Raw genomic sequence first — 22,664 nt, 5'->3', positions numbered from 1 at the left:
AGGGAAGTACGTCGTCGATGTCACACCGAATTCCGCCCGCGCACGCCGATGGCGTGCTGGGCGTGCAAACCGGCCCCGCGCCGAACACCGGCGCCGCATGGGTCGCGACGGCGGCCGGCGCGCGCCGCATCGCGCATGCGGGGCAGGAGCGTTTCGACCGCATCAAGCAGTCGCGCGCGTATCCGGCCGCCGCGGTCGACGCGTGCCGCATCGCGCTCGACCTGCCCGCCGACGCGCGCCCGTCGCTCGTCGCGTGCGTCGACACCGGGCAGGCCGCGCCGCTGCCGCCATATGTCGATACCGTGCCGCAGCTGCGCGTCGAACACGCGCTCTGCCATGCCGCCGCCGCGTACTACTGCTCGCCGTTCGACGAAGCCGCGATTCTCGTCGTCGACGGCCATCGACACGAGCAAGGCGCGACGCCGTCGTCGCACAGCGTGTGGATCGGCTGGAACGGGCGCATCGAGCCCGTGATGTGCAGTGCGTCGTGCGGCATCGGCGCGCTGTACGAGGCGGTCACCGTCGCGATCGGCTTCGGCGCGCATGAAACCGGCAAGACGATGGGGCTCGCGCCGTATGGCGACGATGCGGCCGCACCGGACCTCGGCGGACGCCTCGACGGCCTGGCCGTGGATTACGGCGCCCGCTGCGACGCCGACGGCGCGCGGCTGTTCGGCCTGTCGCCGCTCGCGGGCGCGACGGACGACGAAAGCCTGGCCGCGCGCGCCACGCTCGCCCGCGCGGCGCAGCGGGAATGCGAGCGCGCCATGCTGCATCTCGCGCGGGCCGTGCGCGAGATCACCGGGATGCGCCGGCTCTGTCTCGCGGGCGAGGTGTCGCTCAACGGGCGCGCCAACGATCTGGTGTGGCGCGACGCGGGCTTCGACGCGGTGTTCGCCGGGCCCGCCGGCGCCGATTGCGGAACGTCGCTGGGCGCGGCGCTGTGGGGGTATCACGGTGTGCAGGGCGTGCCGTTTCGGCCCGGACCGTTTTCTCCGTACGGCGGACGGCCGTACGGCGATGCGGACGTGGACGCCGCGCTCGCCGCACTGCCCGATCGCGCGCGCTACCGCGACACGCGCGGCACGATCGACGAACTGGCCGAACGCACGGCGGCGCTGCTGGCCGCCGGGCAGTGCGTCGCGCTGCACGCCGGGCGCGCCGAGATGGGCCCGCGCGCGCTCGGCAATCGCTCGCTGTTGATGAGCCCCGCGCACGCGGACGCGCGCGACCGGATGAATCTGCGGGTGAAGCGGCGTGAGGCGTTCCGGCCGTTTGCGCCATGCGTTCCGGTCGAGGACGCCGCGCGCTATTTCGAACTCGACACGCCGAGCCCGTACATGCTGCGGATCTGCGCGGTCCGGCCGCAGTGGCGCGCGCGCATCGCCGCGATCACGCACGTCGACGGCACCGCGCGGCCGCAGACCGTTTCGCCGCAAGACAACCCGCATCTCCATCGGTTGCTGCGCGCGTTCGAACGCGTGGCCGGCATCCCGGTGCTGCTCAATACGTCGTTCAACGTCGCGGGCGAGCCGCTCGTCGAGACGCCGGCCGATGCGCTGCGCGGCTTCGCGCGCAACGACATCGACGCGCTGTGGATCGGCGACCGGCTGCTCGAGAAACGGTGATGCGGGCGCTCGGGTGGAACGTGCCGCGCACGTGTCAGCCGAACTGCGCAATGCGGCGGCCGATGTAGTTCACCGAGAAGTGCTCGTCGAGACTCTGCGCGCCGCACTTGTCGCGAGCGGGCCAGTTCATCACCTCGCAGACCAAAGGTGGCCGCGCAAATTCGGACAGTCGGATAAGTGGTTTGGCCGGGGCCAGAGCCAGAGATAATGCTGGCAAAGGAACCGAGGAAATGACGAAGAGAACCGGACGGACGCACTCAGCGGGGCGTTCAAAGCAAAGCTGGCGCTGGCAGCGGTCAAAGGCGAGCAGACGCTGGCCGAACTGGCGCAGCAGTTCGATGTGCATCCGAACCAGATCACGGAATGGAAACGGCAGTTGCAGGAGCGCGCTGCGGATGTGTTCGGCGCAGCGGGCCCGGCATCGAACGAATCGCCGGTAGATGTGAAGACGCTGCATGCGAAGATCGGCCAGTTGACACTGGAGAACCATTTTTTGTCCGGAGCGCTCGGCAAGGCCGGACTGCTGAGCGCAAAGCGATGATCGACCGTACGCATGCGCTGCCGGTTTCGCGACAGACGCGGCTGGTTGGCATTGCGAGATCGAGCGTGTATTACCGACCGCAGCCGGTCAGCGAGGTCGATCGGTTGCTGATGCGACGAATCGACGAACAGCACATGGAGTTTCCGTTTTCCGGAGCACCGATGCTAGCGCGCCTGTTGCGCCGGGAAGGCCATGAAGTGGGTCGCCGTCGCGTGCGCACGCTGATGAAGCGCATGGGCGTCGAGGCGCTGTGCCGTGACCGCAAATTCTGCCAGTTGGCCTCGGTTGAGCTTCTTGCGGAATAGTTCAGTACCTCGCTCGTCGTTCGCTACGAGGTGGAACCAATTCTTGCCGAGATCAATGCCAATGACATAGACGCGGTGATCGTTCATGGTCGCTCTCCCAGGGTGGACGCGCCTAGTATCGCGCAGGAGGTGGGGCAGACCATTCCATTAGGCTACCGCGCTCTTGATGTCGGAAGGCATCGAACGTACGAAGTAATTGATCAGATTGGCGCAAGCGAATCGGTCGAGCTGATCTGCGCGGTATTCGACGTGTCGCGGTCCTGCCTGTATGCCCATCGAGGGCGAGCCCGACGTGTTGATGCCGAGCGAATGGCACTGCGTAGCCGGGTACGCGAGCTGTTCATCGAGAGTCGAAGCTCAGCCGGCAGTCGCAGCATCATGGGCATGATGCGCGAGGAAGGTACGACGATTGGCCGCTTCAAGGTCAGCCGCTTGATGGAAGAGCTGGGGTTGATTTGCAAGCAACCCGGCAGTCACACGCCGCCGTCGCGGCCCGCCATGCGCTCGATCCATTGCTCGAACGCGGCTACCGCCGGATCCGCGCCGCGATCGGCATTCGTCACCAGCATGTAGTCGTCGGCGCGCCATATCGGCGCCGCAAGCGGACACACGAGGCGCCCCTCGGCGAGATCGCGACCGATCAGCGGCAGCGACGCCAGTGCCACGCCAAGGCCCTCGACGGCCGCGCAGAGCTGAAGATTCACGTGATCGAATTCAACGTGGCGCGCCGCCCGCAGATCGGCAGCGCCGGCCGCCTTCAACCAGTGCGGCCATGCAGAGCGCGTGGTGGCCGAATGCAGCAGCGTGTGATGGCGCAGGTCGGTCACGCTCTGGATCGGATGCTGACGCAACAATGCGGGATCGCACGCCGGCACACGCAAGTCGGCCATCAACGATCGCGACACCACGCTCGCGCCTTCCTCTGCACCGGACCGGACACCGATATCGAACGCGTCGGCGACATAGCGCAGCTTGCGCGATGTCGTCGACACCCGCACGTCGATGTCGGGGTAACGCGCATGGAAATCGGCGAGCCGCGGCAGCAGCCAGCAAAACGCGAAGCTCATCGGCACGTTCACCCGCACGACGCCTGATATCCGCTGCGTCGATGCGTGCTGGCGCAGCCGCACCGCCGCAGTCCCGAGGCGCTCGAACGCACTGCTGACGTCGCCGAGCAACGCGGCGCCGTCGTCGGTCAGCACGACGCCGCGCGGCCGACGGTCGAACAACGGGCGGCCGAACCAGTCTTCCAGCAAGCGGATCTGCTTTCCTACGGCCCAGTGGGTGACGTGCAGTTCGACCGCGGCGCCCGCGAAGCTGCCGTGCCGCGCGACCGCGTCGAACGCGCGCAGCGCATTGAGCGGCGGCAGCTCGTCCCGATACTTCGCAATTTCTCCGATTCCGCCCATGACGTGACTTTTTCTCTCTGATGGCGCGATTTTAGCTCAATTGAAATGCCATTGAGCTCGGTCATAGAATTCGCATGGCGAGGCTGAAATCGACACTACGAGCGGCTCCCACCTCCCTCGCGTACGGAGAGAACCACGATGCGCTTGCCGGATTTTTCCCCTCCGATGGCCGCGGACGCTGCGCAATCGCGGCCGCGCGTGCTGTGGCTATCGTGCATTGCGCACGCATTGCACGACGGCTATACGGACATGATTTACGCCTTGCTGCCGGTGTGGCAGGCGGAGTTCGGGCTCGACTTCGCCGCACTCGCGATCGTGCGCGGCGTCTATGCCGGCACGATGGCGACGCTGCAATTGCCTGTGGGGCGTCTCGCGGAACGCTTCGGCAGTCGCGCCACGCTCGCCGTCGGCACGCTGCTGGCCGCGCTGGGCTATGCGCTGGCGGGGATGTCGGGCGGGCTGCTCGGTTTGTCCGCGGCCTTGGCGCTTTCGGGTGTCGGGTCGAGCACGCAGCATCCGATTGCATCGGCGGCCGTGTCGCGCAGCTATGGGCGCGACGCGAGAGGCCCGCTCGGTATCTACAACTTTTCGGGCGATCTGGGGAAATCCGCGCTGCCGGCGGCCATTTCGCTGTTCGCGACGATGATGCCGTGGCGTCACGCGCTGTGGATCGTCGCCGGATTAGGCTGCGTACTCGCCGCGGTCATCGCGTCGTCGTTTCCCGCGGTGCCGTCGGCGGCTCGCGACGTGACGGCCGGCGCCGCGGCGCCGGCTCGCCGCGACGGCGCCGTGGGAAGCGGATTCCGCGCGCTGTTCTCGATCGGCGTGCTCGATACGGCCGTACGCATGGGCTTGCTCACGTTTCTACCGTTCCTGCTCAACGCAAAGGGCGTGTCGCCGCCACTCGTCGGCACGGCGCTCGCGCTCGTCTTCATCGGCGGGGCGGCCGGCAAATTCATGTGCGGCTGGCTCGGCGCGCGCACCGGCGTGGTGACCACGGTGCTGCTCACGGAAGGCGGGACGGCCGCGTGCATCGTCGCGGTGATGTATCTGCCGTTGACGCTTACCATGGTGCTGCTGCCGATCCTCGGCATGATGCTCAACGGCACATCGTCGGTGCTGTACGGAACCGTTCCGGAGATGTCGTCACCCGACCGCACCGAGCGCGCTTTCGCGATCTTCTACACGGGGACGATTGCATCGGGCGCGCTTTCGCCGGTGCTCTACGGCTTCCTCGGCGACGCGATCGGCGTGCGCGCCGCGACCTATGCCACCGCATTGACCGCGCTGGCGATTTTTCCGTTCGCCGTCGCACTGCGTCCGCATCTGGCGCATGACCAATCAGGAGGAACACGATGACCAAGCGTGACCATCCAACCATCGCCGTCGTGGGCCCGGGCGCGATCGGAACCACCATCGCCGCCGCGCTTCACGAAGCCGGCCGCACGCCGGCGATCTGCGGCCGCTCGGCGCACGCGCAACTGAAATTGCGCTTCGATGGCGGCGAGATCGTCGTGCCGGGGCCCGTCATCACCGATCCGCATGCGATCCGCGAACGGTTCGATCTCGTGTTCGTCGCGGTGAAGTCGACCCAGGTGGCGAGCGCCGCACCATGGCTCGCCGCGCTCAGCGATACGAACTCCGTCGTTTGCGTGTTGCAGAACGGCGTCGAGCAGCAAGCCGCCTTCGCCCCGTATGCGGCGGGCGCGACGGTCGTGCCGTCGGTGGTCTGGTTTCCGGCGCAACGCGAGTCGGGCGCGTCGGTGTGGCTGCGCGCCGCGCCGCGTCTCACCGTGCCCGATACGCCGGCGAGCAGCGTGGTGGTGTCGGCCTTGCGCGGCACGCGCTGCTCGGTCGAGGTCGCCGAGGATTTCATCTCGCTCGCGTGGCGCAAGCTGCTGCAGAACGCGGTCGCGGGGCTCATGGTGCTGACCGGCCGTCGCGCCGGAATGTACGCGCGAAGCGACATCGCCGATCTGTCGCTCGCCTATCTGCGCGAATGTCTGACGGTCGCCCGCGCGGAAGGGGCGAAGCTCGGCGACGACGTGCCGCAGGAAATCGTCGATGCATTTCAGGGCTATCCGCCCGATCTGGGCACGTCCATTCTCGCCGACCGGCAGCACGGTCACCCGCTCGAATGGGATTGCCGGAACGGCGTCGTGCAGCGATTCGGTCGATCTCACGGCATTCCGACGCCGATCAGCGATCTGGTCGTACCGCTGCTTGCCGCCGCCAGCGATGGGCCGGGCTAGGCGCAGGAAACCGCCACGCGAGCGAATCGAGTCGCACCGTTCGGCAAACGCAGCGACGCATATCGCGAACTGCTTGACCGGCTTCACCACGGACATGCGCGCGTTCTCTGCATCGACGGTGGCCGCGATCTGTTCCGCGTCGTATCGCCTCCGAAGCACGCGGCTGTGCTGAATTTCCGCGTTCGCGATCCCGGCCTCGACGCACTGCCAATGCGGCGCTACCGCCACCGCTGCGGGGGCCGCCCGGTCCACGCGCGAAACGCGCGCGAAAAATGCGCGGGATCGCTGTAGCCGAGTTCATACGCGATCTCGGTCACGCGCATCCCGGCTGCGAGCAGCGCGTGCGCCCGTTCACAGGAAACCGCCTGACGAATCGTCCGGAAATCGCGCCCGTGCATCGCCAACTGCCGCTGCAAGGTTCGGCTCGATATGTCGAGCCGTTTCGCTACCCAGTCGACGCGCGCCTGTTGGTCCAGCAACGTGCTGGTACGAACCAATTCGGTCACGGTACCGACGAAGTCGTCCTCGTCCGGCAGCGACGGCGGAATGCGCAGCGGGCCGGTTGTGCGCATCGGATTCGGCGCGTCGAGCAGCTCCATCGGCATGGCGAGCGTGGCCACTGCGCCGCGCGCGATCCCCACGCCCAATGCCTGTTCGACCGCCGCCTGCGCCATCAGCTCGCCCGGCATCACCAGGAACTCGGGCTGCCAGTCCTTGCCGACGAACATCCGCACCAGGTCGCGCATATAGCCGAGCGCCAGCAGTTCGTTCGCCTGCCGGCCGAATTCGACCGGCTCGGCGACATGGTAGGTCCAGCGCGCGTCGCGACCGTGCCGGGCGATCTGCATCTTCGTGGCCGTCTGCAGCGCACGGTTAATCAGACGGCTCGCGCAGTCGATCGCGTCGCCGAGCGTCGCCGTGGTCCGCAGCAGCGCCGCGAACGGTCCGAGGACGTTCACGCCGCCGTCCGACGACAGCCGCACCGGCAACGTCGCATCGCCGAGCTCGCGCCGCGCGTGCTCGACCAGGGCCAATTGGTCCCGCAGCGGAATCAGATGGTCCGGGTCGTCGATCAATCGCGACGGCAAGCCGGCCCGCGCGAACAGGCGCTCGACCGATGCGCCGCATTGCACCACGGCCTCGACCAGCGGCCCCATCGACCGCGCGCGCGTCAGGCCTACAGCCGACATCGCGCCGATCCGGTGAACCACCGCATCGGCACGTGGCGCGAAATGGCAAGTGTGGGTGCGATCCGGCGCATATCTTGATGGGACGTTTCCGCCCCACCCCAAGGAAACGAACATGATCCATTCAGGAGACAGACGCATGACCGTTAGCAATTTCAACGCCAGCGCAATTGATTGGCAGCCCTTCGGCGAATTCCCGCACTTCGCGTTCTTCATCATGAACGTCGACATGGAGCAGCGAATCGCCGATGTGATCTTCAGGTTCGATGCGGGCCGGCAGATCGTTTCGCATCGCCATACATCGCTGAACCATACGTTCGTCGTGCAAGGCGAGCACCGCATCTACGAACACGACGGCAGCCTGCGGGAAGCGCGTCCGGCCGGCAGCTACACGATCACGCCGGCGGGCGAGACGCCGCATCGCGAAGGCGGCGGCGATGAGGACGCCATCGTGCTGTTCAGCATGCGCCCGCGGCCCGGTGAACTGCTGTATGAAATCCTGAGCGACGACGGCACGCCGATCGCGGAGATCTCGCTCGAGCTTCTGCACGGCATGTTCGAAGCACAGCAGGCGGCGCGCGCGTGACGGCGCGCCACCGATCACGTGTTGCCTAAAGTGACAGCCGCTCGCGGCAGTGTGTCGCCGTGGAGCATGGCGGACACGACGCGAGCGGCGCATCGGCGGCGCTCGCTATGGCGGCGCCCGCCGCCTCGTCGGCGCCGTACGATCGCGATGGTATGGCCCACATCCGGCTCGCACGCTGCACGGCAACACGGCCGACGCGTCCCGGCGAATGGATCGCGACCACGGTGGAAGCGGCACAACGCGCCTCCGTCAGAGCGCATGCACGCAGTCAAGGTGTCCCGCTGCCGCCCTGTCAGCAACCCGCGAGCGCCCACATCAGCCGCTGCACGAGTTCCCCCGGATCGAACGGCTTCTCCAGCACGCACAATGCGCCGAGGCGTTGCGCGTCGCCCAGCCGCCGCGCGCTCAGATGCGCGGTCACGAAGATGAACGGCACGTCGCAGCAGCGCGCGCGCAGGCACGCGAGCAGTTCGATGCCCGACATACCGGGCATCTGGATATCGCATACGATGCAGTGCAACGGCGCGCCGCTTCCGTGCGCGAGAAACGCTTCGGCCGACGCGTACAACATCACGCGCACGCCCATCGAGCGCACGAGCGATTCCAGCGACTGCCTTACCGCCATTTCATCGTCGATGATGCAAACCGTCTTGTCGTGCACAGCATGTCTCGCGTGACGCCACGCTCGCCGGCCGGGCCGGGAACGCAACCGGATTTCGGGCAACGTATCGTCGGCGCGCTGCCGCGACGGTCATGCCCAGGTGGAAGTGTGCGATACCGGCCGCGGTCCCTCGTGCGTCACTGACCGTCCGACATGCACGAAATGCCCGGCGCGACGGCCGCCGCGTGGATCATCCTGTCCCAGTTGCACGGCACGGTACGGCCGCGCCCCTGCGGGCGGTACACACGGTCGCCGCAATGGATCGGCACACCGGTCAGCACGCAGCGCGACGCCATCCGCGCGGTCACGCAGCGCCATACCTGTTCGCCGAAATGCCCGAATCGCGGATCGCTCCAGCGCACACTGACCGACGTCGCCGACAGAATCTCGACGATCCTGATCTTGACGGCCGCAGGTGCCGTCATGTCGGCCGCGTCGGTCGCAACGTCGCCGGTCGCCCCGCGCCGCGTGCGCCGCGCTGCCGCGTCGGCCACGCCATCGCACGCGCCGGCGCCTCTCGACGGATCGAGCAAGCGCATCAGTGCACGTTCGAACACATCGTCGTATGCAAACGTTGGCTGCGTCATATCTTCCGTTCCCCTTGCATCGACCGCGCATGCGGCGCCCGCCATCGGTGCGTTGCGCCGACGAAACCGCGAAGCTGCCGCCTCGCCGATTCCCCGCTTCGCGGCACCACGCCCTTCACTCACGTCGAAGGCGAGTCTAGTGGAACGATTTCGTCTGAACCATCAGCCGGTGGTGGATGCCGTCTCATACCAAGGTTTGGGTTGCCGATCGGCTACCCGCCGCCCGCGGCACGCACTGCAACGCGCAACGATCTACCTTATAGTTGCACTTGCATTCGAACGCACATGCAACGCATCGATCGCCGGCCCGATGCGTCACGTCTGTCCATCCGGTTTTTCGCGCGCAACGCGAGCCCACAGCGCAAGCACCTGGTCCTCATGCCCACGTCCGCAACCCTCACGCTCAAGCCGCCAGGCGACTCACCTCCGGCGGAAAGCGAGCTCTTTCTGTCGGCGCCGATACCGATCCTGATCGAAGACTGGTCGCACGTTTATCGGGCGGTGCAGGCGCTGCGGCGGTCGGGCATCGTCGATCTCGACCGCTATTTCGACGAGCATCCGCACGCCGTCGCGGAGCTGCGCGCGCAGCACACGCTGGTGGCCGTCAACGACGCGGTGGTGAGCCTGTTCGAAGCGGAGTCGAGAGCGCATTTCCTCGAGCATGCGCAGATCCTGTTGCCGCCCGATCGATTGAGCAACCGCGCGGTGCTGCGCGCCATCTACGACGCTAGCCCCGCGTGCCAGGGCGAGCGCACGCTGCTGACCTTCAAGGGCCGCAGCGTGCCGATCGTGTGGCGCTGCTCGCTGCCGAAGCACGAGGACGGCTACCGGCGCCTGCATTTCTACGCGTTCGACGTGACCGAACAGAAGGAGCACAGCGACCGGCTCGACGCGTTGCGCGCGGAAGCCGCGCGTGCCGCGCGCGTGTCGCTGTTCGGCGAGATGTCCGCGTCGATCCTGCACGAGGTGAGCCAGCCGCTGTCGGCCGTCGGTTCATCGGCCGAAGCCGCGTTGCGCTGGCTCGCTCGCGACGAGCCCGACATCGGCGAAGCGACGGCCGCCATCGCCCGCGCCGCGCGCTGGGCGCGCGACGCGACCGAGATATGCCGCAAGATTCGCGGCTTCATCGCCAAGGCGCCGGTCCAGTTCGTCGAGTTCGCGGCGTCGGACGCCGTGCATGCCGCGCTGTTCCTGGTCTCGCCCGAAGCCGGCGCAAAGGACGTCCGCATCGAACGTTCGATCGATCCGGACGCGCGCGTATTCGCCGATCCGGTTCTGATCCAGCAGGTGCTCGCGAATCTGCTGCTCAATGGCATCCAGGCGATCGATATCGGTTCGTCGCGCGAGCGCGTGCTCAGCGTGTCGGTCACCGCGAATGCCGACGAAGTCGTGTTCGACGTCTGCGATACGGGCCCCGGCGTCGAACAGGCGACGATCGACCAGCTTTTCGAGCCGTTCTTCACGAGCAAGTGCGACGGCATGGGAATGGGCCTCACCGTCGCTCGCTCGATCGTCGACGCGCACCACGGCAGGATATGGGCACACGGCGAACCGGGCGCGGGCTGCCGCTTCTCGTTCGCACTACCCGCGCGCCGGCCAGCCGAGGCCGCCGACGCGTGACGAAAGCCGTATCGACAGACGCGGTTTTGCTGAACGCTTGCCCTCGTCGCCGCGGGGCGGCTTAACGCGCGGTTCGCCCAAGCGCCGGATCAACACGACGGCCGCCACATAGGCGGTCCCCGATAGATTCGAGCCTGGCACCTCGATCGGCAAGCCGAACTGGAACCACACCGAACCGGCGTCATCGCCGCGCCGCCTAGCCCGCCGCCGGCGCGTGCACGCCGATGGCTTCCGACTTGCGCACGAGGTCGGCTAGCGACGACGCATTCATCTTGCGCATCACCGACGCGCGATGCTGCTTGACGGTGATCAGACTCAATCCGAGCTGCGAAGCGATCTGCTTGTTCAACGCCCCGCTGACCACGTGCGCGAGCACCTCGCGCTCGCGCCGCGTAAGCTGCTCGAACAACTGCTGCAGCCGCCGGCGCGTGCTGTCGTTCGTACGCCGAGCCGTATCGAGCGACAGCGCGAGGTTCACGGCGTCGATCAGCTCCTGGTCGGTAAACGGCTTCACCAGAAAATCGACGGCGCCGCCCTTCAGCGCCTTGCGACACACCTCGACGTCGGCGAAGCCGCTGATGACGACGATCGGCACCGGCGGCCGATCATGCGCCTGCTGGAACACCAGCCCGCTCTCGCCGCGCAGCCGGACGTCAAGCAGCAGACAACTCGACGCGTCCGCCCATTGCGTCGCGCGCAATTCGGCCGTGCTCGCAAACGTCGCGACGCGCATGCCCATCGAGCGCAACAGCGTATCGAGCGACGCGCGCACCGCGGCATCGTCGTCGACGATGTACACGACCGGCGTCGAACCGTCTTGCGTCGCTACCTCTGCCATATCCTGCGTCTCAACGGTCCATTCAGTCTTGGTTCAGTGCCGCGAATGCGGGCCGCGGCGCATCTCGCGCCGGCGTGTCCGACGGTGCTTGCGTCACCGGTGCTCGATGCTTGCCGCGGGCAATTGCGTGCGCTGCGCGGCGGACGAGCGCGTTCGCGCCCGAACCCGGCACGCGCCCGACCGACCGCGCCCCTTCGCCGCCGAACCAGCGAGCACGCCCGGCCGCAGCTCGTGCCCGACGCGCGGCCGGCCGTCGTGCGGCGAGCGTCGCGTCGAGGTTGGGGGGCCGCCATCGCTGGATCGGCGAGCACCAGCTTCGACGCCCCGTGCGCGAACGCAGCCGAGCACGGCACTGAAATCGGGTGCGGAAAGTTCGTCCAACTGGCGGGAACGATGTCGACGGGTTGAAGCGAGATCTGCTGGATGCGTCCCGTCGGCTGCGAGGCCCCGGCCGGCGGCATCCCGGAACCGATGCCATCCGGACAGCGCTCATTTTATTTATCAACGATGCGCGCGGAGGGACGCAGTTCCCTCGTTTCGCGCCATGCTGGATGCGACATCCGGCAGCACGCGTCAGTCGGAATCCACGGGCTCGGTCGCGGCCGGTCGCCGCAGCGCCTGCGGCGGCTGCCCGAACGCGCGCACGAAGGAGCGCCTCATGCGCTCCGGATCCGCGTATCCGGTTTCGCGCGCGATCGTGTCGATGGTCCATGACGAACTCGTCAGGAAATCGCGCGCCGTTTCGAGCCTGATGCGATCGACCGCCTTGGCCGGCGTCAGGCCCGTTTCGTCCTTGAAGCGACGCGTGAACTGGCGCTTGCTCATTCGCGCCACGTCGGCGAGCTTCTCTACGGTCAGTTCGGTGCCGAGATGCTGCCGGATGTAGGTGATGACCTCGTGGATCCGGTTGCTGCGCGCCGGATGCTCGAGCAGCACCGACGTCTGCGGCTGCGCGCCCGAGCGCCGCCACCGTTCGATCACGAGATCCTTGGCGACCTCCAGCGCGGCATCCGCGCCGAGATCCTCCTCGAGCATCGCGAGCGCCATGTCGATGGCCGTGCTCATCCCGGCCGAACTCCAGATCCTGCCGTCACGCACGAAGATGCAGTCCTTCTCGACGCTCACCGCCGGAAAGCGCTCCCTGAACTGGTCGACGTACGCCCAGTGCGTCGTGGCGCGGCGCCCGTCGAGCAAGCCGGCGTCGGCCAGCAGAAATGCGCCGAGGCAGATCGAGGCCATCCGCTCGACTTTGCCGGAGAGATCGAGCAGCAACTGGCGCATGCCGTCGGTCAGCGGCGGCTTCGACAACGACGCCCCGACGAATACGGTGTGCAGCTCCGCCGCGTGAGCCGGCCGGGTCGACGCGCACATGCCGAACGACGCCTCCACCGGGCCGCCATCCTCCGAGATGACGCTGACCTCGTACAGCGAGCGCCCGGCCCGCAGATTGGCGATGTCGAACACGGATAACGCTAGCAAACTCATCACCTGGAACTGCGGGACGAGGACGAGCCCAATGCGACGCATACTGACCTCATGTGAATCGGCACCGCCGGCCGACCCGGCATGACCGCGACAAACAGGAAAAAACCGGCTGGCAGCGGCGCTCGCTGCCTGCCCGCTGGCACGCCGGCGATGCTACAAGATTTTTCCGGCGCGGGAGAATGGCCATACGGCGAGCCGGGAAAACGGCGCCGAGTGCCGATCGGCACGCTTCGCGCGACCCTCTCGTTTTCGGTGCGACCCCAAAAATCCAGCGGAATCTGCGCAGCAGCATTTGCGCGCGAGCGTTCTGCCCCCACACGAAGGCTCGCGAAGGCGCGATACCACACCGGCTCGATATCGGGATAATATTGCGCGCCGCGCAGGGGCACGTGCCGCTTCTGCGCCGGCATCCGAACTTGAAGCCTTGGAGCAAGCATGCAAGACATCATCGACGGTTTTCTGCGTTTTCAGCGCGACATCTTTCCGCAACGCGAGGCGCTGTTCAAGCAACTCGCCACGTCACAGAGCCCCAAAGCGCTGTTCGTCACGTGCTCCGACAGCCGCGTCGTCCCCGAGCTGCTCACGCAGCGCGAACCCGGCGAACTGTTCGTCATCCGCAATGCCGGCAACATCGTGCCGTCGTACGGCCCCGAGCCGGGCGGCGTGTCGGCCACCGTCGAATACGCGGTCGCCGTCCTCGGCGTGCGCGACATCGTGATCTGCGGCCACTCCGATTGCGGCGCGATGGGCGCGATCTCGCGCTGCACGTGCCTCGATCATCTGCCGGCCGTCGCGAACTGGCTGCGCCATGCCGATGCCGCGAAGGTCATCAATGCCGCCCATGAATACGACACGCCGCGCGCCAAGCTCGACGGGCTGGTGCGCGAAAACGTGATCGCGCAGCTCGCGAACCTGCGCACCCACCCGTCGGTCGCACTCGCGCTCGAGCAAGGCCGCATGAACCTGCACGGCTGGGTCTACGACATCGAGAGCGGCGGCATCGACGCGCTCGACGGCGCGACGCGGCGCTTCGTCCCGCTTGCGGAATCGCCGTCGGTGGTCGCCGTGAACGCGCGCGATCGCGGGCAGGCTTAGTCGCTTACCGGCTTGCGCCGGCAGTGGCCCGGCGCGAGCCGGGTCGCAGGCCTGTCGGCACGCGCCCGCCATGCGCTTCGATCGGCCGCGTGCATGCAGCTTGCGTGTGCCGCCTCCCTGAGCCGACCTCGCGCGGCCGCCCTAATGCGCGGTGCGGCGCAACATCTTCGTGTCGTAACCGAGCGTGCGGACGCGTTCGATCAGCGCCGCGGCCTCGTCGGCAGAAGGCTTCGCGCTGCGTGTGAGGATCCACAGGAACCGGCCCGACGGCTCGCCGACGATCGACCATGCATAGTCGTCGGCGTGATCGAGCACCCAGTAATCGCCGAAGAAGAACGGCCCGAAGAACGACACCTTCAGTTTCGCGTCGCCGCTGCCGGCGACGATTCTCGCCCGCCCTTCGGAGCTCCGCACCGGGCCGTTCGGACCGCCTTCGCGGCAGCTGTTGCGCACGCCGATGAGGCCATCCTCCCGCTTCGCATAGTCGGCCGTCACGCCGTCGCATCCCCGTTCGAAGCGGTTTTCGTAGCGCGCGAATTCGTACCATCGGCCGACGTAGCGATCGAGATCGACGGGCCTGGCCGGTTGCGGCACCTGCGCATTGCCGCTCGGCCCGCCGGCCAGGCCGGTGCATCCGGCGAGCAACAGTGCTGCGCCGGCGACGACCATGCACACCGCACGCGCGGGCCTACGGACGATACTTTGCTTCATTGACTAGCTCTCCAGGCACGATGTCCGGCCATTTTGCACCCGACCGGCGGGATGCTGCAGCATCCCGCGAATGACGGCTGCATCTGCACGCGCGCGACGCTCGTATCTGACTGAAGATCCTGCGACGCCCGCCGGCCTGCACGACAGGCGGCGTGTCGACCGCGATCGCTCAACCGGTACGTCCGACAGTGCTATATTTCGCTCCACATTCAAGCCATGGCTCTGCGCGCCATTTTCTCCGCATGAACGACAGGCCGAAGGATGCCGGGCGCGTCGCTCCGTCGGCGTCTGCGCGCGACGGCGACGCGGACGCCGCGCGCCGCGAACACCTGAACCGCGTGACGTCGCAGGCGGCGCTCGGCGATCAGGCCGCTTTCGCCGAGCTTTACCGGCTGAGCGCGGCGCACCTGTTCGGCGTCATCGTGCGGATGGTGCACGATCACGGGGAAGCCGAGGATCTCCTTCAGGAGGTCTACACCGCCGCGTGGCGGCGCATCGATGCGTTCGACCCGGCGCGCGGCGGCGCGATGACATGGCTCGTCACGCTCGCGCGCAACCGGACGATCGACCGGTTGCGGCAGCATCGCGACGCGCAGCTCGACGACGAACACCGGCTGACGGTCCCCGACGACGCTCCGACGCCGGCCGCGCTCGCGGAGGCGAGTCAGCAGCGCCAACGCCTCGAGCGCTGCCTCGAGCGGCTCGATCCGCACCACGGCCGCGCGGTGCGCGAGGCGTTCTTCAGCGGTGCGACCTACAGTGAGCTGGCCGCGCAATTGCGCGTGCCGCTCGGAACCATGAAAAGCTGGATCCGGCGCAGCCTGATGCAGCTAAAGGTGTGTCTGGAGCAATGAATACGCCGCCCGATCACGATCCCGAACTGCTCTGCGCGGAATACGCCCTCGGCGTGCTCGACGCCGACGCACGCCGCGAGCTGGAGCAGTCCGCCGCACGCGATCCGATGTTGCGCGCCACGCTCGAGCGCTGGCAGCGCCGTCTCGCGCCGCTCGCCGAAGACGTCGCGCCGGTCGCGCCGCCCGCGCGCGTCTGGACGAAAATCCAGCGCGAACTCGACTTCACCGCTGCGCCGCCCGCTCACGGCGACGCACGATCAAGCGGATGGTGGAACAGCCTGCAACTGTGGCGCTGGGTCGGCATCGGCGCGAGCGCCGCGGCGCTCGGGCTGCTCGCGGTCAACGTGCTCCGCGTCGGCGAGGCGCCGCAGCGCGCCGCCGTCGGCACGCCCTACATGGCCGCCACGCTCGCGCGGCAGGACGGCGTGGCCGACTGGACGGCCACGGTCGACCTGCGGCGCGCGACGATGGTCGTCGTGCCGGCGAACACGCCGGCGATCGCCGCCGATCGCTCGACCGAACTGTGGCTGATTCCGCCGAATGCGAAGCCGATTTCGCTCGGCGTCTTCGCGCCGAACGCGCCGGCGTCGATGACGCTGCCCGATGCGATCGTCGCGCAACTCGGCGCGCGCGCGGTTCTCGCCGTGTCGCTCGAGCCGCGCGGCGGCTCGCCGACCGGTCAACCGACCGGGCCCGTGCTCGCCACCGGGCCGATGCACGCCGCATAACGCGCACCACATGACGCACGCCGCGCAACCGCGCGGCGCGCGACTACGTCTCACCCGCCCCTTCCCGACACCGCCGAACCGCGCTGCATCCTGCCTGCTGCATCCGTTCCGCCCACGGCTCCGTATATCGAAGACATCGCGTCCTCGGAGCCCGTATGCCCGCCGTCGCCGTTGCCCTGCTCGCTTTCATCGGTCTGTTCCTGTCGTTCACGGCGGTATGGATCGAACAATTGCATTCCCGCAACGCCGCAATGATCGACCCCGTCTGGGCCGCGACGCTCGGCGGCGTAGCCGTGTTCGTCGCAGCGCTCGGCACCGGCCTCGCCGCGAATCGCGCGCTCGTCGCGATCGGCGGCGGCGTCTGGGGCCTGCGGCTCGCGCAGCATCTGTGGCGGCGCAATCGCGGGCAGCCGGAAGATCCGCGCTATCGCCGGTTCCGCGAGCAATGGGGCGACGCCGCGCCGCGCAACATGTTCTGGCTGTTCCAGCTGCAAGCGCTGATCTCGATGTTGCTGTCGATCGCGTTCTTCGTCCCCGCCTATAGCGCGGAAGCGCCGTCGGGGGCGGCGCTTGCCGCCGCGGTCGCGATCTGGATCGCCGCCGTGGCAGGCGAGACGGCCGCCGACCGGCAGCTCGCGCGCTTCCTCGCCGATCCCGGCCACCGCGGCCAGGTCTGTCGCGTCGGCTGGTGGCGCTATTCGCGGCACCCCAACTACTTTTTCGAGTGCGTGCACTGGCTCGCGTACACGGCGCTGGCGATCGCGATGCCGTGGGGCTGGCTGACGCTGCTGCCGCCGCTGCTGATGGCCGTGCTGCTGGTCAAGATATCCGGCTTGCCGCTGCTCGAAGCGCGTCTCGTGCAAACCCGGCCGGGCTACCGCGACTACATGCGCACGACCAGCGCGCTCGTGCCGTGGCCGCCCAGGCCGATGCGCGGCACTTCCGCCGCGCCGACCGATCACCCCGAAGACCGGAGCTCACGCTGATGACCGCTACCACCTCGCCACCGTCGCCGGCCACGCTGCCGGCACCCGACGACTCCTGGCTGATCCGCTGTTGCGAGCGCGGCTGGCTGCCGGACCCGCTGATCCGCGCCGGAATGCGCTCGCTGATGCGCGACCGCCTGCGCGCCGAACATGCTTACGACGGCGAAGGGCGAGCGGCGGCCCATGACGCGCTGGTGCGCGAACTGAGCGCGAGCCCGATCGCGATCGACACGCAAGCAGCGAACACGCAGCACTACGAGGTGCCCGGCGCGTTCTTCGAGGCGCATCTCGGCCCGCGGCTCAAGTATTCGTGCGGCTATTACCCGCGCGGCACCGAAACGCTCCCGCAGGCCGAGGACGCGATGCTCGAGTTGTACGTGGAGCGCGCCCAGCTCGCGGACGGCCAGCGCATTCTCGACCTCGGCTGCGGCTGGGGCTCGCTGTCGCTGTGGCTCGCCGAACGCTATCCGCACGCGCAGATCGTCGGCCTGTCGAACTCGCACGGCCAACGGCTGTTCATCGAGCAATGTTCGGCGCGGCGCGGATTGACCAATCTGCGCATCGTGACCGGCGACGTGGTCGACTTCGATTTCGACGCCGACGACGCCGGCTTCGACCGCGTGCTGTCGATCGAGATGTTCGAGCACATGAAGAACTACGGGCAACTGCTCGCGAAGATCGCGCGCTGGATGCGCGACGACGGCAAGCTGTTCGTGCACATCTTCGCGCACAAGCTGCTCGCCTATCACTTCGCGGTGCGCGACGACACCGACTGGATGTCGCGCCATTTCTTCACCGGCGGCACGATGCCGTCGGCCGATCTGCTGCTGCGGTTCCAGGACGACGTGCGCATCGCCCGCCAATGGTGGCTCGACGGCACGCACTACGCGCGCACGGCGAACCAGTGGCTCGCGTCGCTCGACGCGGCGCGCGACCGGATCATGCCGATTTTCGACACCGTCTATGGCGCCGACGCGCGCGTCTGGTTCCAGCGCTGGCGAATGTTCTACATGGCCGTCGCCGAGCTGTTCGGCTATGCCGGCGGGCAGGAATGGGGCGTCGCCCATTATCTGTTCGACAAGCGCCGGGGGCACGCGTGAGGCCCGTCATGTCGCACGGCGCGGTGCGTCGCGTGGCCGTCGCGATGGCGATGGCGATGACTCTCGCGCTCGGCGCCGCAGGCTGCTCCGACGCTCCGCCGAACCCGAATCCGCGCGCCGGCGTTCCGCTGTCGACCGTTCCCGTCGACCTGCCGCGCTACATGGGCCGCTGGTACGTGATCGCGAACATTCCGTATTTCGCGGAACGCGATTTCGTCGGCAGTCGGGCCGAATGGCGGCTACGCGAAGACGGTCGGATCGACGACGCGTTCGTCGGCCGCAAAGGCGGCTTCGATCGACCCGAGACGCGCTACCGGTTCGTCGATTCGGTCAAGCCCGGCAGCGGCGGCGGCGAATGGCGCGTGCGGCTGTTCTGGCCGGTGTACGTCACGCAGCTGACGCTGTATGTCGACGCCGACTATCGCTACACGATCCTCGGCTACCCGGGCAAGACGCTCGGCTGGATCTTCTCGCGCGAGCCGACCATGGACGACGCCACCTATCGGTCGCTGCTCGCGCGGCTCGACGCGATGGGCTACGACACGTCGCGCTTCAGGCGCGTGCCGCAAACGCCCGACCAGCTCGGCCAACCCGGCTTCGCGTCGCCCGGCCGGCGCGATTGACGGCTTGCCGTGCATCCGCACGCGCGCGCGCCACGTATATCCGGACATGTCATTTCCGATTGCGCTATTGTGACTGACGGAGACCCTTCGCGATGCACCCGCAATACATCGGCTCGCTGCCGCGCGGACGACGAATCGCCGTCGTCGGCGCCGGCATCGCGGGCCTCGCAAGCGCCTATCTGCTGGCCCGCCGTCACCGCGTGACGCTGTTCGAATCCGCCGACTATCTGGGCGGCCACACGCACACGGTCGACGTCGAACTGGACGGAGCGCGCCACCCCGTCGACACGGGGTTCCTCGTATTCAACGACCGCACCTATCCGAACCTGATCGCGCTGTTCGACGAACTCGGCGTGGCGGCACATGCGACCGACATGTCGTTCTCGGTGTCGGTCGACGGCGGCCGGCTCGAATGGGCCGGCAGCAATCTCAACACGGTATTCGCGCAACGCCGCAACCTGTTTTCGCCGACGTTTCTCGGCATGCTGCGCGACATCCTGCGCTTCAACGCGGCCGCGCGCGATCATCTCGAAGCGGCGCACCGCCAGCGTCTGTCGGTCGGCGAACTGCTCACCGCCGGCCGCTACGGCGCGCCGTTCCAGCATCACTATCTGCTGCCGATGGCGGCCGCGATCTGGTCGAGCGCGGCCAACGACATCCTGCGTTTTCCGGCGGCGACGTTCCTGCGCTTCTGCCTAAATCACGCGCTGCTGCAGGTCAACAACCGCCCGCCGTGGCGCACGGTCGCCGGCGGCGCGCGGCAGTACGTCGAGCGCATCGCCGCGACGCTCGACGACGTGCGCGTCGGCACGCCGGTGCGCGCGATCCGGCGCGACGACGGCTACGTCATGGTCGCCACCGACGCGGCCGGTCACGAGCGCTTCGATGCGGTCGTGCTCGCCTGCCACGCGCCGACGAGCCTGCGGCTGCTCGCCGACCCGAGCAACGCCGAGCGCGACGTGCTGGGCGCCGTGCGCTATCAGCACAACGTCGCGGTGCTGCATACCGATACGGCGCTGCTGCCGCGCCGCAAGCGCGTGTGGTCGGCCTGGAACTACCTGAGCGGCCGCTCCGCGCCGGGCGGCGGCGACGCAGCGCCAGTGTGCGTCAGCTATCTGCTGAACCAGTTGCAGCCGCTGCCGTTCCGTTCGCCGGTGGTCGTCACGCTGAATCCGGTCGACGAGCCCGCGCCAGGCACGCAGTTGGGGCGCTACGACTACGAGCATCCGCTGCTCGATCTCGCGGCCGTCGACGCGCAGCAACGTCTGCCCGCGCTGCAGGGACGGCGCAACACGTGGTTCGCGGGCGCGTGGACGGGCTACGGATTTCATGAGGACGGGCTGAAATCGGCGTTGCGCGTCGCCGCCGACTTCGGCATCGCGCCGGTCTGGGCGCGCCCATGAACGCGCCGTTCGCCCGCGACGGCCATGCCGCGCGGCTTCTGGTCGGCCACGTGATGCACGAACGGTTACGGCCGGTGCGCCATGCGTTCACGTATCCGATCTTCCAGGTCTGCTGCGACGTCGAACGGCTCGACGAGATCGACGGCCGCTGGTTCGGCGTCGACCGCTGGCGCCCGCTCGCGCTCGCATCGCGCGACTACGGCCCGCGCGACGGGCGGCCGCTCGGGCCATGGATGCGCGATCTGCTCGCGCGGGCCGGCATTCCGGCCGACGGCCCGATCTGGCTGCAGACGATCCCGCGCATCTTCGGATACGCGTTCAACCCGGTCAGCTTCTGGTACTGCTACGACCGCGCGGGCCGGCTGCGCGCGCTCTACGCGGACGTGCGCAACACCTTCGGCGCGTACCACGGCTATCTGCTGACGGCGCTGCATCACGCGCCGATCGACGCCGGCACCGCCCTCGTCTGCCGAAAGACGTTTCACGTCTCGCCGTTTTGCGAGGTGGTCGGCAGTTATGCGTTTCGCGTGCGGCAGCGTGGCGACCGCCTGAGCGTCGCGATCGACTATCGCGACGACGACGGCCTGCTGCTGCGCACGGCGCTCGGCATGCGCGCCGAACCGCTGACCGCCGCACGCGCGTGGCGCGCGCTGGCTCGCCAGCCGCTGAACGCGGTGAACGTCGTCATCCGCATCCATTGGCATGCGCTGCGGCTGTGGCTCGCGCGCGTGCCGTTCTACGGCAAGACGCCGCCGGGCCATTCGGCCGGCGCCGATTCGTCCCTGTCCCGCTCGCCGGACGCGTCGTCACGCGGCCGCCCGGCGACGTCCGATCACGAGGCCCGCCCATGACCCTGCTGCGCCTGCTCTCTGCCGCCTCGCAAGCGGCGCTGCCGCTGTCGGCCCGGTTGTTCATCGCGCTGCTGCGACGCATCCACGACGGCCATCTCACGCTCGTGACGCCCGAAGGCGCACAACACGTGTTCGGCGATCCGCACCGCCAGCCGGCCGCGACGCTGCAGATCCGCGACTGGCGCGCCTGCCGCGCGATCCTGCGCGCCGGCGACATCGGCTTTGCCGACGCGTATCGCGCCGGCTGGGTCGACACGCCCGATCCGGTCGCGCTGCTGCGCGTCGCGATCCGCAATCAGCCGGTGATCGCCAAGACCGTGACGGGCGGCCCCTTCGCACGCGTGTGGTACGCGCTGCGCCATCGGCTGCGCGCGAATACGCGCGCGGGCAGCCGCCGCAACATCCACGCGCATTACGACCTCGGCAACGACTTCTACCGGTTGTGGCTCGACGATACGTGGACCTATTCGAGCGCATGCTTCGACGGCGACGACCGCCGCCCGCTCGCCGACGCGCAGGCGGCGAAGTATCAGCGCATCGTCGCGACGCTCGGCCTGCGCGCCGGCATGCGCGTGCTCGAGATCGGCTGCGGCTGGGGCGGCTTCGCCGTACACGCGGCGCGTCAGGGCGTCCGCGTGCACGGCGTGACGATCTCGCAGCAACAATATTCGCTGGCTCGCGAACGCGTTGCGCGCGAGGGGCTGGCCGATCTCGTCACGATCGAATTGCGCGACTATCGCGACGTCGACGGCCAATACGATGCGGCGGTGTCGATCGAAATGTTCGAAGCCGTCGGCGAAAAGTTCTGGCCCGTGTACTTCGACGTGCTCGTGCGGCGTCTGAAGCCCGGTGCACGCGCGTTGATCCAATCGATCACGATCGCCGAGTCGCAATTCGAGGCGTACCGCGCGTCGAGCGACTTCATCCGCGAATTCATCTTTCCCGGCGGGATGTTGCCGAGCGCCGAGCGCTTCGTCGACGCAGCGCGCCGCGCCGGACTCGCCGCCGCACCGGTGCACGCGTTCGGCGACGACTACGCGCGCACGCTGCGCACGTGGCGGGCGACGTTCGATGCACACGCCGATCTGGTGCGCGCGCAAGGATTCGACGAGACCTTCATTCGCACGTGGCGGCTGTACCTCGCCTATTGCGAAGCTGGATTTGCCGAGCGGCGTACCGACGTGATGCATTTCGTCGTGTCGGCGGGCCGCTGA

General features: G+C 68.2%; 21 protein-coding genes and 3 pseudogenes. 16 read left to right on the top strand and 8 right to left on the bottom strand.

The features are described 5' to 3' along the window. The first annotated feature begins 17 nt into the window (after positions 1 to 17). Complete coding sequence (locus AK36_RS26960; RefSeq protein ID WP_045579642.1) at positions 18 to 1,628, top strand: carbamoyltransferase C-terminal domain-containing protein; 1,611 nt, start codon at positions 18 to 20, stop codon at positions 1,626 to 1,628. A 230-nt stretch (positions 1,629 to 1,858) separates the two neighbouring features. Beyond that, positions 1,859 to 2,426 (top strand): annotated as a pseudogene (locus AK36_RS34470) (IS3 family transposase); the annotation flags it as partial. Positions 2,427 to 2,432: 6 nt separating this feature from the next. Here the strand turns inward: AK36_RS34470 and AK36_RS34465 are convergent. Next, a pseudogene (locus AK36_RS34465) lies at positions 2,433 to 2,561 on the bottom strand (IS110 family transposase); the annotation flags it as partial. A gap of 63 nt (positions 2,562 to 2,624) precedes the next feature. Between AK36_RS34465 and AK36_RS34460 the strand changes: the two are divergent. Next, positions 2,625 to 2,951 (top strand): annotated as a pseudogene (locus AK36_RS34460) (IS3 family transposase); the annotation flags it as partial. Here the strand turns inward: AK36_RS34460 and AK36_RS26945 are convergent. Further along, a complete protein-coding gene (locus AK36_RS26945) occupies positions 2,948 to 3,883 on the bottom strand; it encodes a LysR substrate-binding domain-containing protein (RefSeq protein ID WP_045579639.1) in 936 nt (311 codons plus the stop codon). The pseudogene AK36_RS34460 and the gene AK36_RS26945 overlap by 4 nt on opposite strands. 138 nt (positions 3,884 to 4,021) lie before the next feature. On the opposite strand from AK36_RS26945, the gene AK36_RS26940 reads away from it, so the two are divergent. Together AK36_RS26940 and AK36_RS26935 are read left to right on the top strand one after the other, a co-directional pair. Beyond that, the gene (locus AK36_RS26940; protein ID WP_045579638.1) at positions 4,022 to 5,242 is read left to right on the top strand and encodes an MFS transporter; all 1,221 of its coding nucleotides are present in this window, start codon (positions 4,022 to 4,024) and stop codon (positions 5,240 to 5,242) included. Further along, positions 5,239 to 6,135, top strand: a complete 897-nt coding sequence (locus AK36_RS26935) for an oxidoreductase (protein ID WP_011880057.1) — start codon at positions 5,239 to 5,241, stop codon at positions 6,133 to 6,135. The genes AK36_RS26940 and AK36_RS26935 overlap by 4 nt, the downstream gene beginning before the upstream one ends. Before the next feature lie 218 nt (positions 6,136 to 6,353). Here AK36_RS26935 and AK36_RS26930 read toward each other — a convergent pair whose 3' ends face one another. Further along, a complete protein-coding gene (locus AK36_RS26930) occupies positions 6,354 to 7,439 on the bottom strand; it encodes an AraC family transcriptional regulator (protein WP_158348966.1) in 1,086 nt (361 codons plus the stop codon). A 22-nt stretch (positions 7,440 to 7,461) separates the two neighbouring features. Here AK36_RS26930 and AK36_RS26925 point away from each other — a divergent pair, with 22 nt between their 5' ends. After that, positions 7,462 to 7,908 carry a cupin domain-containing protein gene (locus AK36_RS26925; protein WP_045579637.1) on the top strand — a complete coding sequence of 149 codons (447 nt, stop codon included), beginning with the start codon at positions 7,462 to 7,464 and terminating at the stop codon, positions 7,906 to 7,908. Positions 7,909 to 8,200: 292 nt separating this feature from the next. Here AK36_RS26925 and AK36_RS26920 read toward each other — a convergent pair whose 3' ends face one another. Together AK36_RS26920 and AK36_RS26915 are read right to left on the bottom strand one after the other, a co-directional pair. Continuing rightward, positions 8,201 to 8,533 carry a response regulator transcription factor gene (locus AK36_RS26920; protein ID WP_045579636.1) on the bottom strand — a complete coding sequence of 111 codons (333 nt, stop codon included), beginning with the start codon at positions 8,531 to 8,533 and terminating at the stop codon, positions 8,201 to 8,203. Between the two features lie 173 nt (positions 8,534 to 8,706). Next, positions 8,707 to 9,156, bottom strand: a complete 450-nt coding sequence (locus AK36_RS26915; RefSeq protein ID WP_043292624.1) for a DUF3331 domain-containing protein — start codon at positions 9,154 to 9,156, stop codon at positions 8,707 to 8,709. A gap of 378 nt (positions 9,157 to 9,534) precedes the next feature. Here AK36_RS26915 and AK36_RS26910 point away from each other — a divergent pair, with 378 nt between their 5' ends. Then, on the top strand, positions 9,535 to 10,776 hold the full coding sequence (locus AK36_RS26910; protein ID WP_224383412.1) for a PAS domain-containing sensor histidine kinase: 1,242 nt from the start codon (positions 9,535 to 9,537) through the stop codon (positions 10,774 to 10,776). 196 nt (positions 10,777 to 10,972) lie between these two features. On the opposite strand, the gene AK36_RS26905 is transcribed toward AK36_RS26910, so the two are convergent. Together AK36_RS26905 and AK36_RS26900 are read right to left on the bottom strand one after the other, a co-directional pair. Beyond that, positions 10,973 to 11,614: a response regulator transcription factor gene (locus AK36_RS26905; protein ID WP_011880051.1), complete on the bottom strand. Its 642-nt coding sequence runs from the start codon at positions 11,612 to 11,614 to the stop codon at positions 10,973 to 10,975. A 573-nt stretch (positions 11,615 to 12,187) separates the two neighbouring features. Continuing rightward, a complete protein-coding gene (locus AK36_RS26900) occupies positions 12,188 to 13,141 on the bottom strand; it encodes a GlxA family transcriptional regulator (protein WP_011880049.1) in 954 nt (317 codons plus the stop codon). Between the two features lie 393 nt (positions 13,142 to 13,534). Between AK36_RS26900 and AK36_RS26895 the strand changes: the two genes are divergently transcribed. Continuing rightward, a complete protein-coding gene (locus AK36_RS26895; RefSeq protein ID WP_011880048.1) occupies positions 13,535 to 14,194 on the top strand; it encodes a carbonic anhydrase in 660 nt (219 codons plus the stop codon). Between the two features lie 141 nt (positions 14,195 to 14,335). Here the strand turns inward: AK36_RS26895 and AK36_RS26890 are convergent, their stop codons facing one another. Beyond that, complete coding sequence (locus tag AK36_RS26890) at positions 14,336 to 14,905, bottom strand: lipocalin family protein (protein ID WP_045579635.1); 570 nt, start codon at positions 14,903 to 14,905, stop codon at positions 14,336 to 14,338. A 242-nt stretch (positions 14,906 to 15,147) separates the two neighbouring features. Between AK36_RS26890 and AK36_RS26885 the strand changes: the two genes are divergently transcribed. The 8 genes from AK36_RS26885 to AK36_RS26850 all read left to right on the top strand — a co-directional run bounded on the left by AK36_RS26885 (position 15,148) and on the right by AK36_RS26850 (position 22,664). Continuing rightward, complete coding sequence (locus AK36_RS26885; protein ID WP_045579634.1) at positions 15,148 to 15,759, top strand: sigma-70 family RNA polymerase sigma factor; 612 nt, start codon at positions 15,148 to 15,150, stop codon at positions 15,757 to 15,759. Next, positions 15,756 to 16,487, top strand: a complete 732-nt coding sequence (locus tag AK36_RS26880; RefSeq protein ID WP_045579633.1) for an anti-sigma factor — start codon at positions 15,756 to 15,758, stop codon at positions 16,485 to 16,487. Before AK36_RS26885 ends, AK36_RS26880 begins: the two co-directional genes overlap by 4 nt. A 155-nt stretch (positions 16,488 to 16,642) precedes the next feature. After that, positions 16,643 to 17,473 (top strand): DUF1295 domain-containing protein, encoded by an 831-nt coding sequence (locus AK36_RS26875; RefSeq protein WP_011880044.1) that lies wholly within the window; start codon positions 16,643 to 16,645, stop codon positions 17,471 to 17,473. Next, the gene (locus AK36_RS26870; protein WP_011880043.1) at positions 17,473 to 18,573 is read left to right on the top strand and encodes an SAM-dependent methyltransferase; all 1,101 of its coding nucleotides are present in this window, start codon (positions 17,473 to 17,475) and stop codon (positions 18,571 to 18,573) included. Before AK36_RS26875 ends, AK36_RS26870 begins: the two co-directional genes overlap by 1 nt. Positions 18,574 to 18,581: 8 nt before the next feature. Continuing rightward, positions 18,582 to 19,196, top strand: coding sequence for a lipocalin family protein (locus AK36_RS26865; RefSeq protein ID WP_011880042.1), 615 nt, complete (start codon positions 18,582 to 18,584; stop codon positions 19,194 to 19,196). A gap of 92 nt (positions 19,197 to 19,288) precedes the next feature. After that, positions 19,289 to 20,599 (top strand): NAD(P)/FAD-dependent oxidoreductase, encoded by a 1,311-nt coding sequence (locus AK36_RS26860; RefSeq protein ID WP_011880041.1) that lies wholly within the window; start codon positions 19,289 to 19,291, stop codon positions 20,597 to 20,599. Next, the gene (locus tag AK36_RS26855) at positions 20,596 to 21,450 is read left to right on the top strand and encodes a DUF1365 domain-containing protein (RefSeq protein WP_011880040.1); all 855 of its coding nucleotides are present in this window, start codon (positions 20,596 to 20,598) and stop codon (positions 21,448 to 21,450) included. The genes AK36_RS26860 and AK36_RS26855 overlap by 4 nt, the downstream gene beginning before the upstream one ends. Next, complete coding sequence (locus AK36_RS26850; RefSeq protein ID WP_045579632.1) at positions 21,447 to 22,664, top strand: SAM-dependent methyltransferase; 1,218 nt, start codon at positions 21,447 to 21,449, stop codon at positions 22,662 to 22,664. The genes AK36_RS26855 and AK36_RS26850 overlap by 4 nt, the downstream gene beginning before the upstream one ends.

Source organism: Burkholderia vietnamiensis LMG 10929 (assembly GCF_000959445.1).
Lineage (GTDB): Bacteria > Pseudomonadota > Gammaproteobacteria > Burkholderiales > Burkholderiaceae > Burkholderia > Burkholderia vietnamiensis.
The sequence above is the reverse complement of the archived record's forward strand: the minus strand, read 5'-3'. Positions and strand labels throughout refer to the sequence as shown.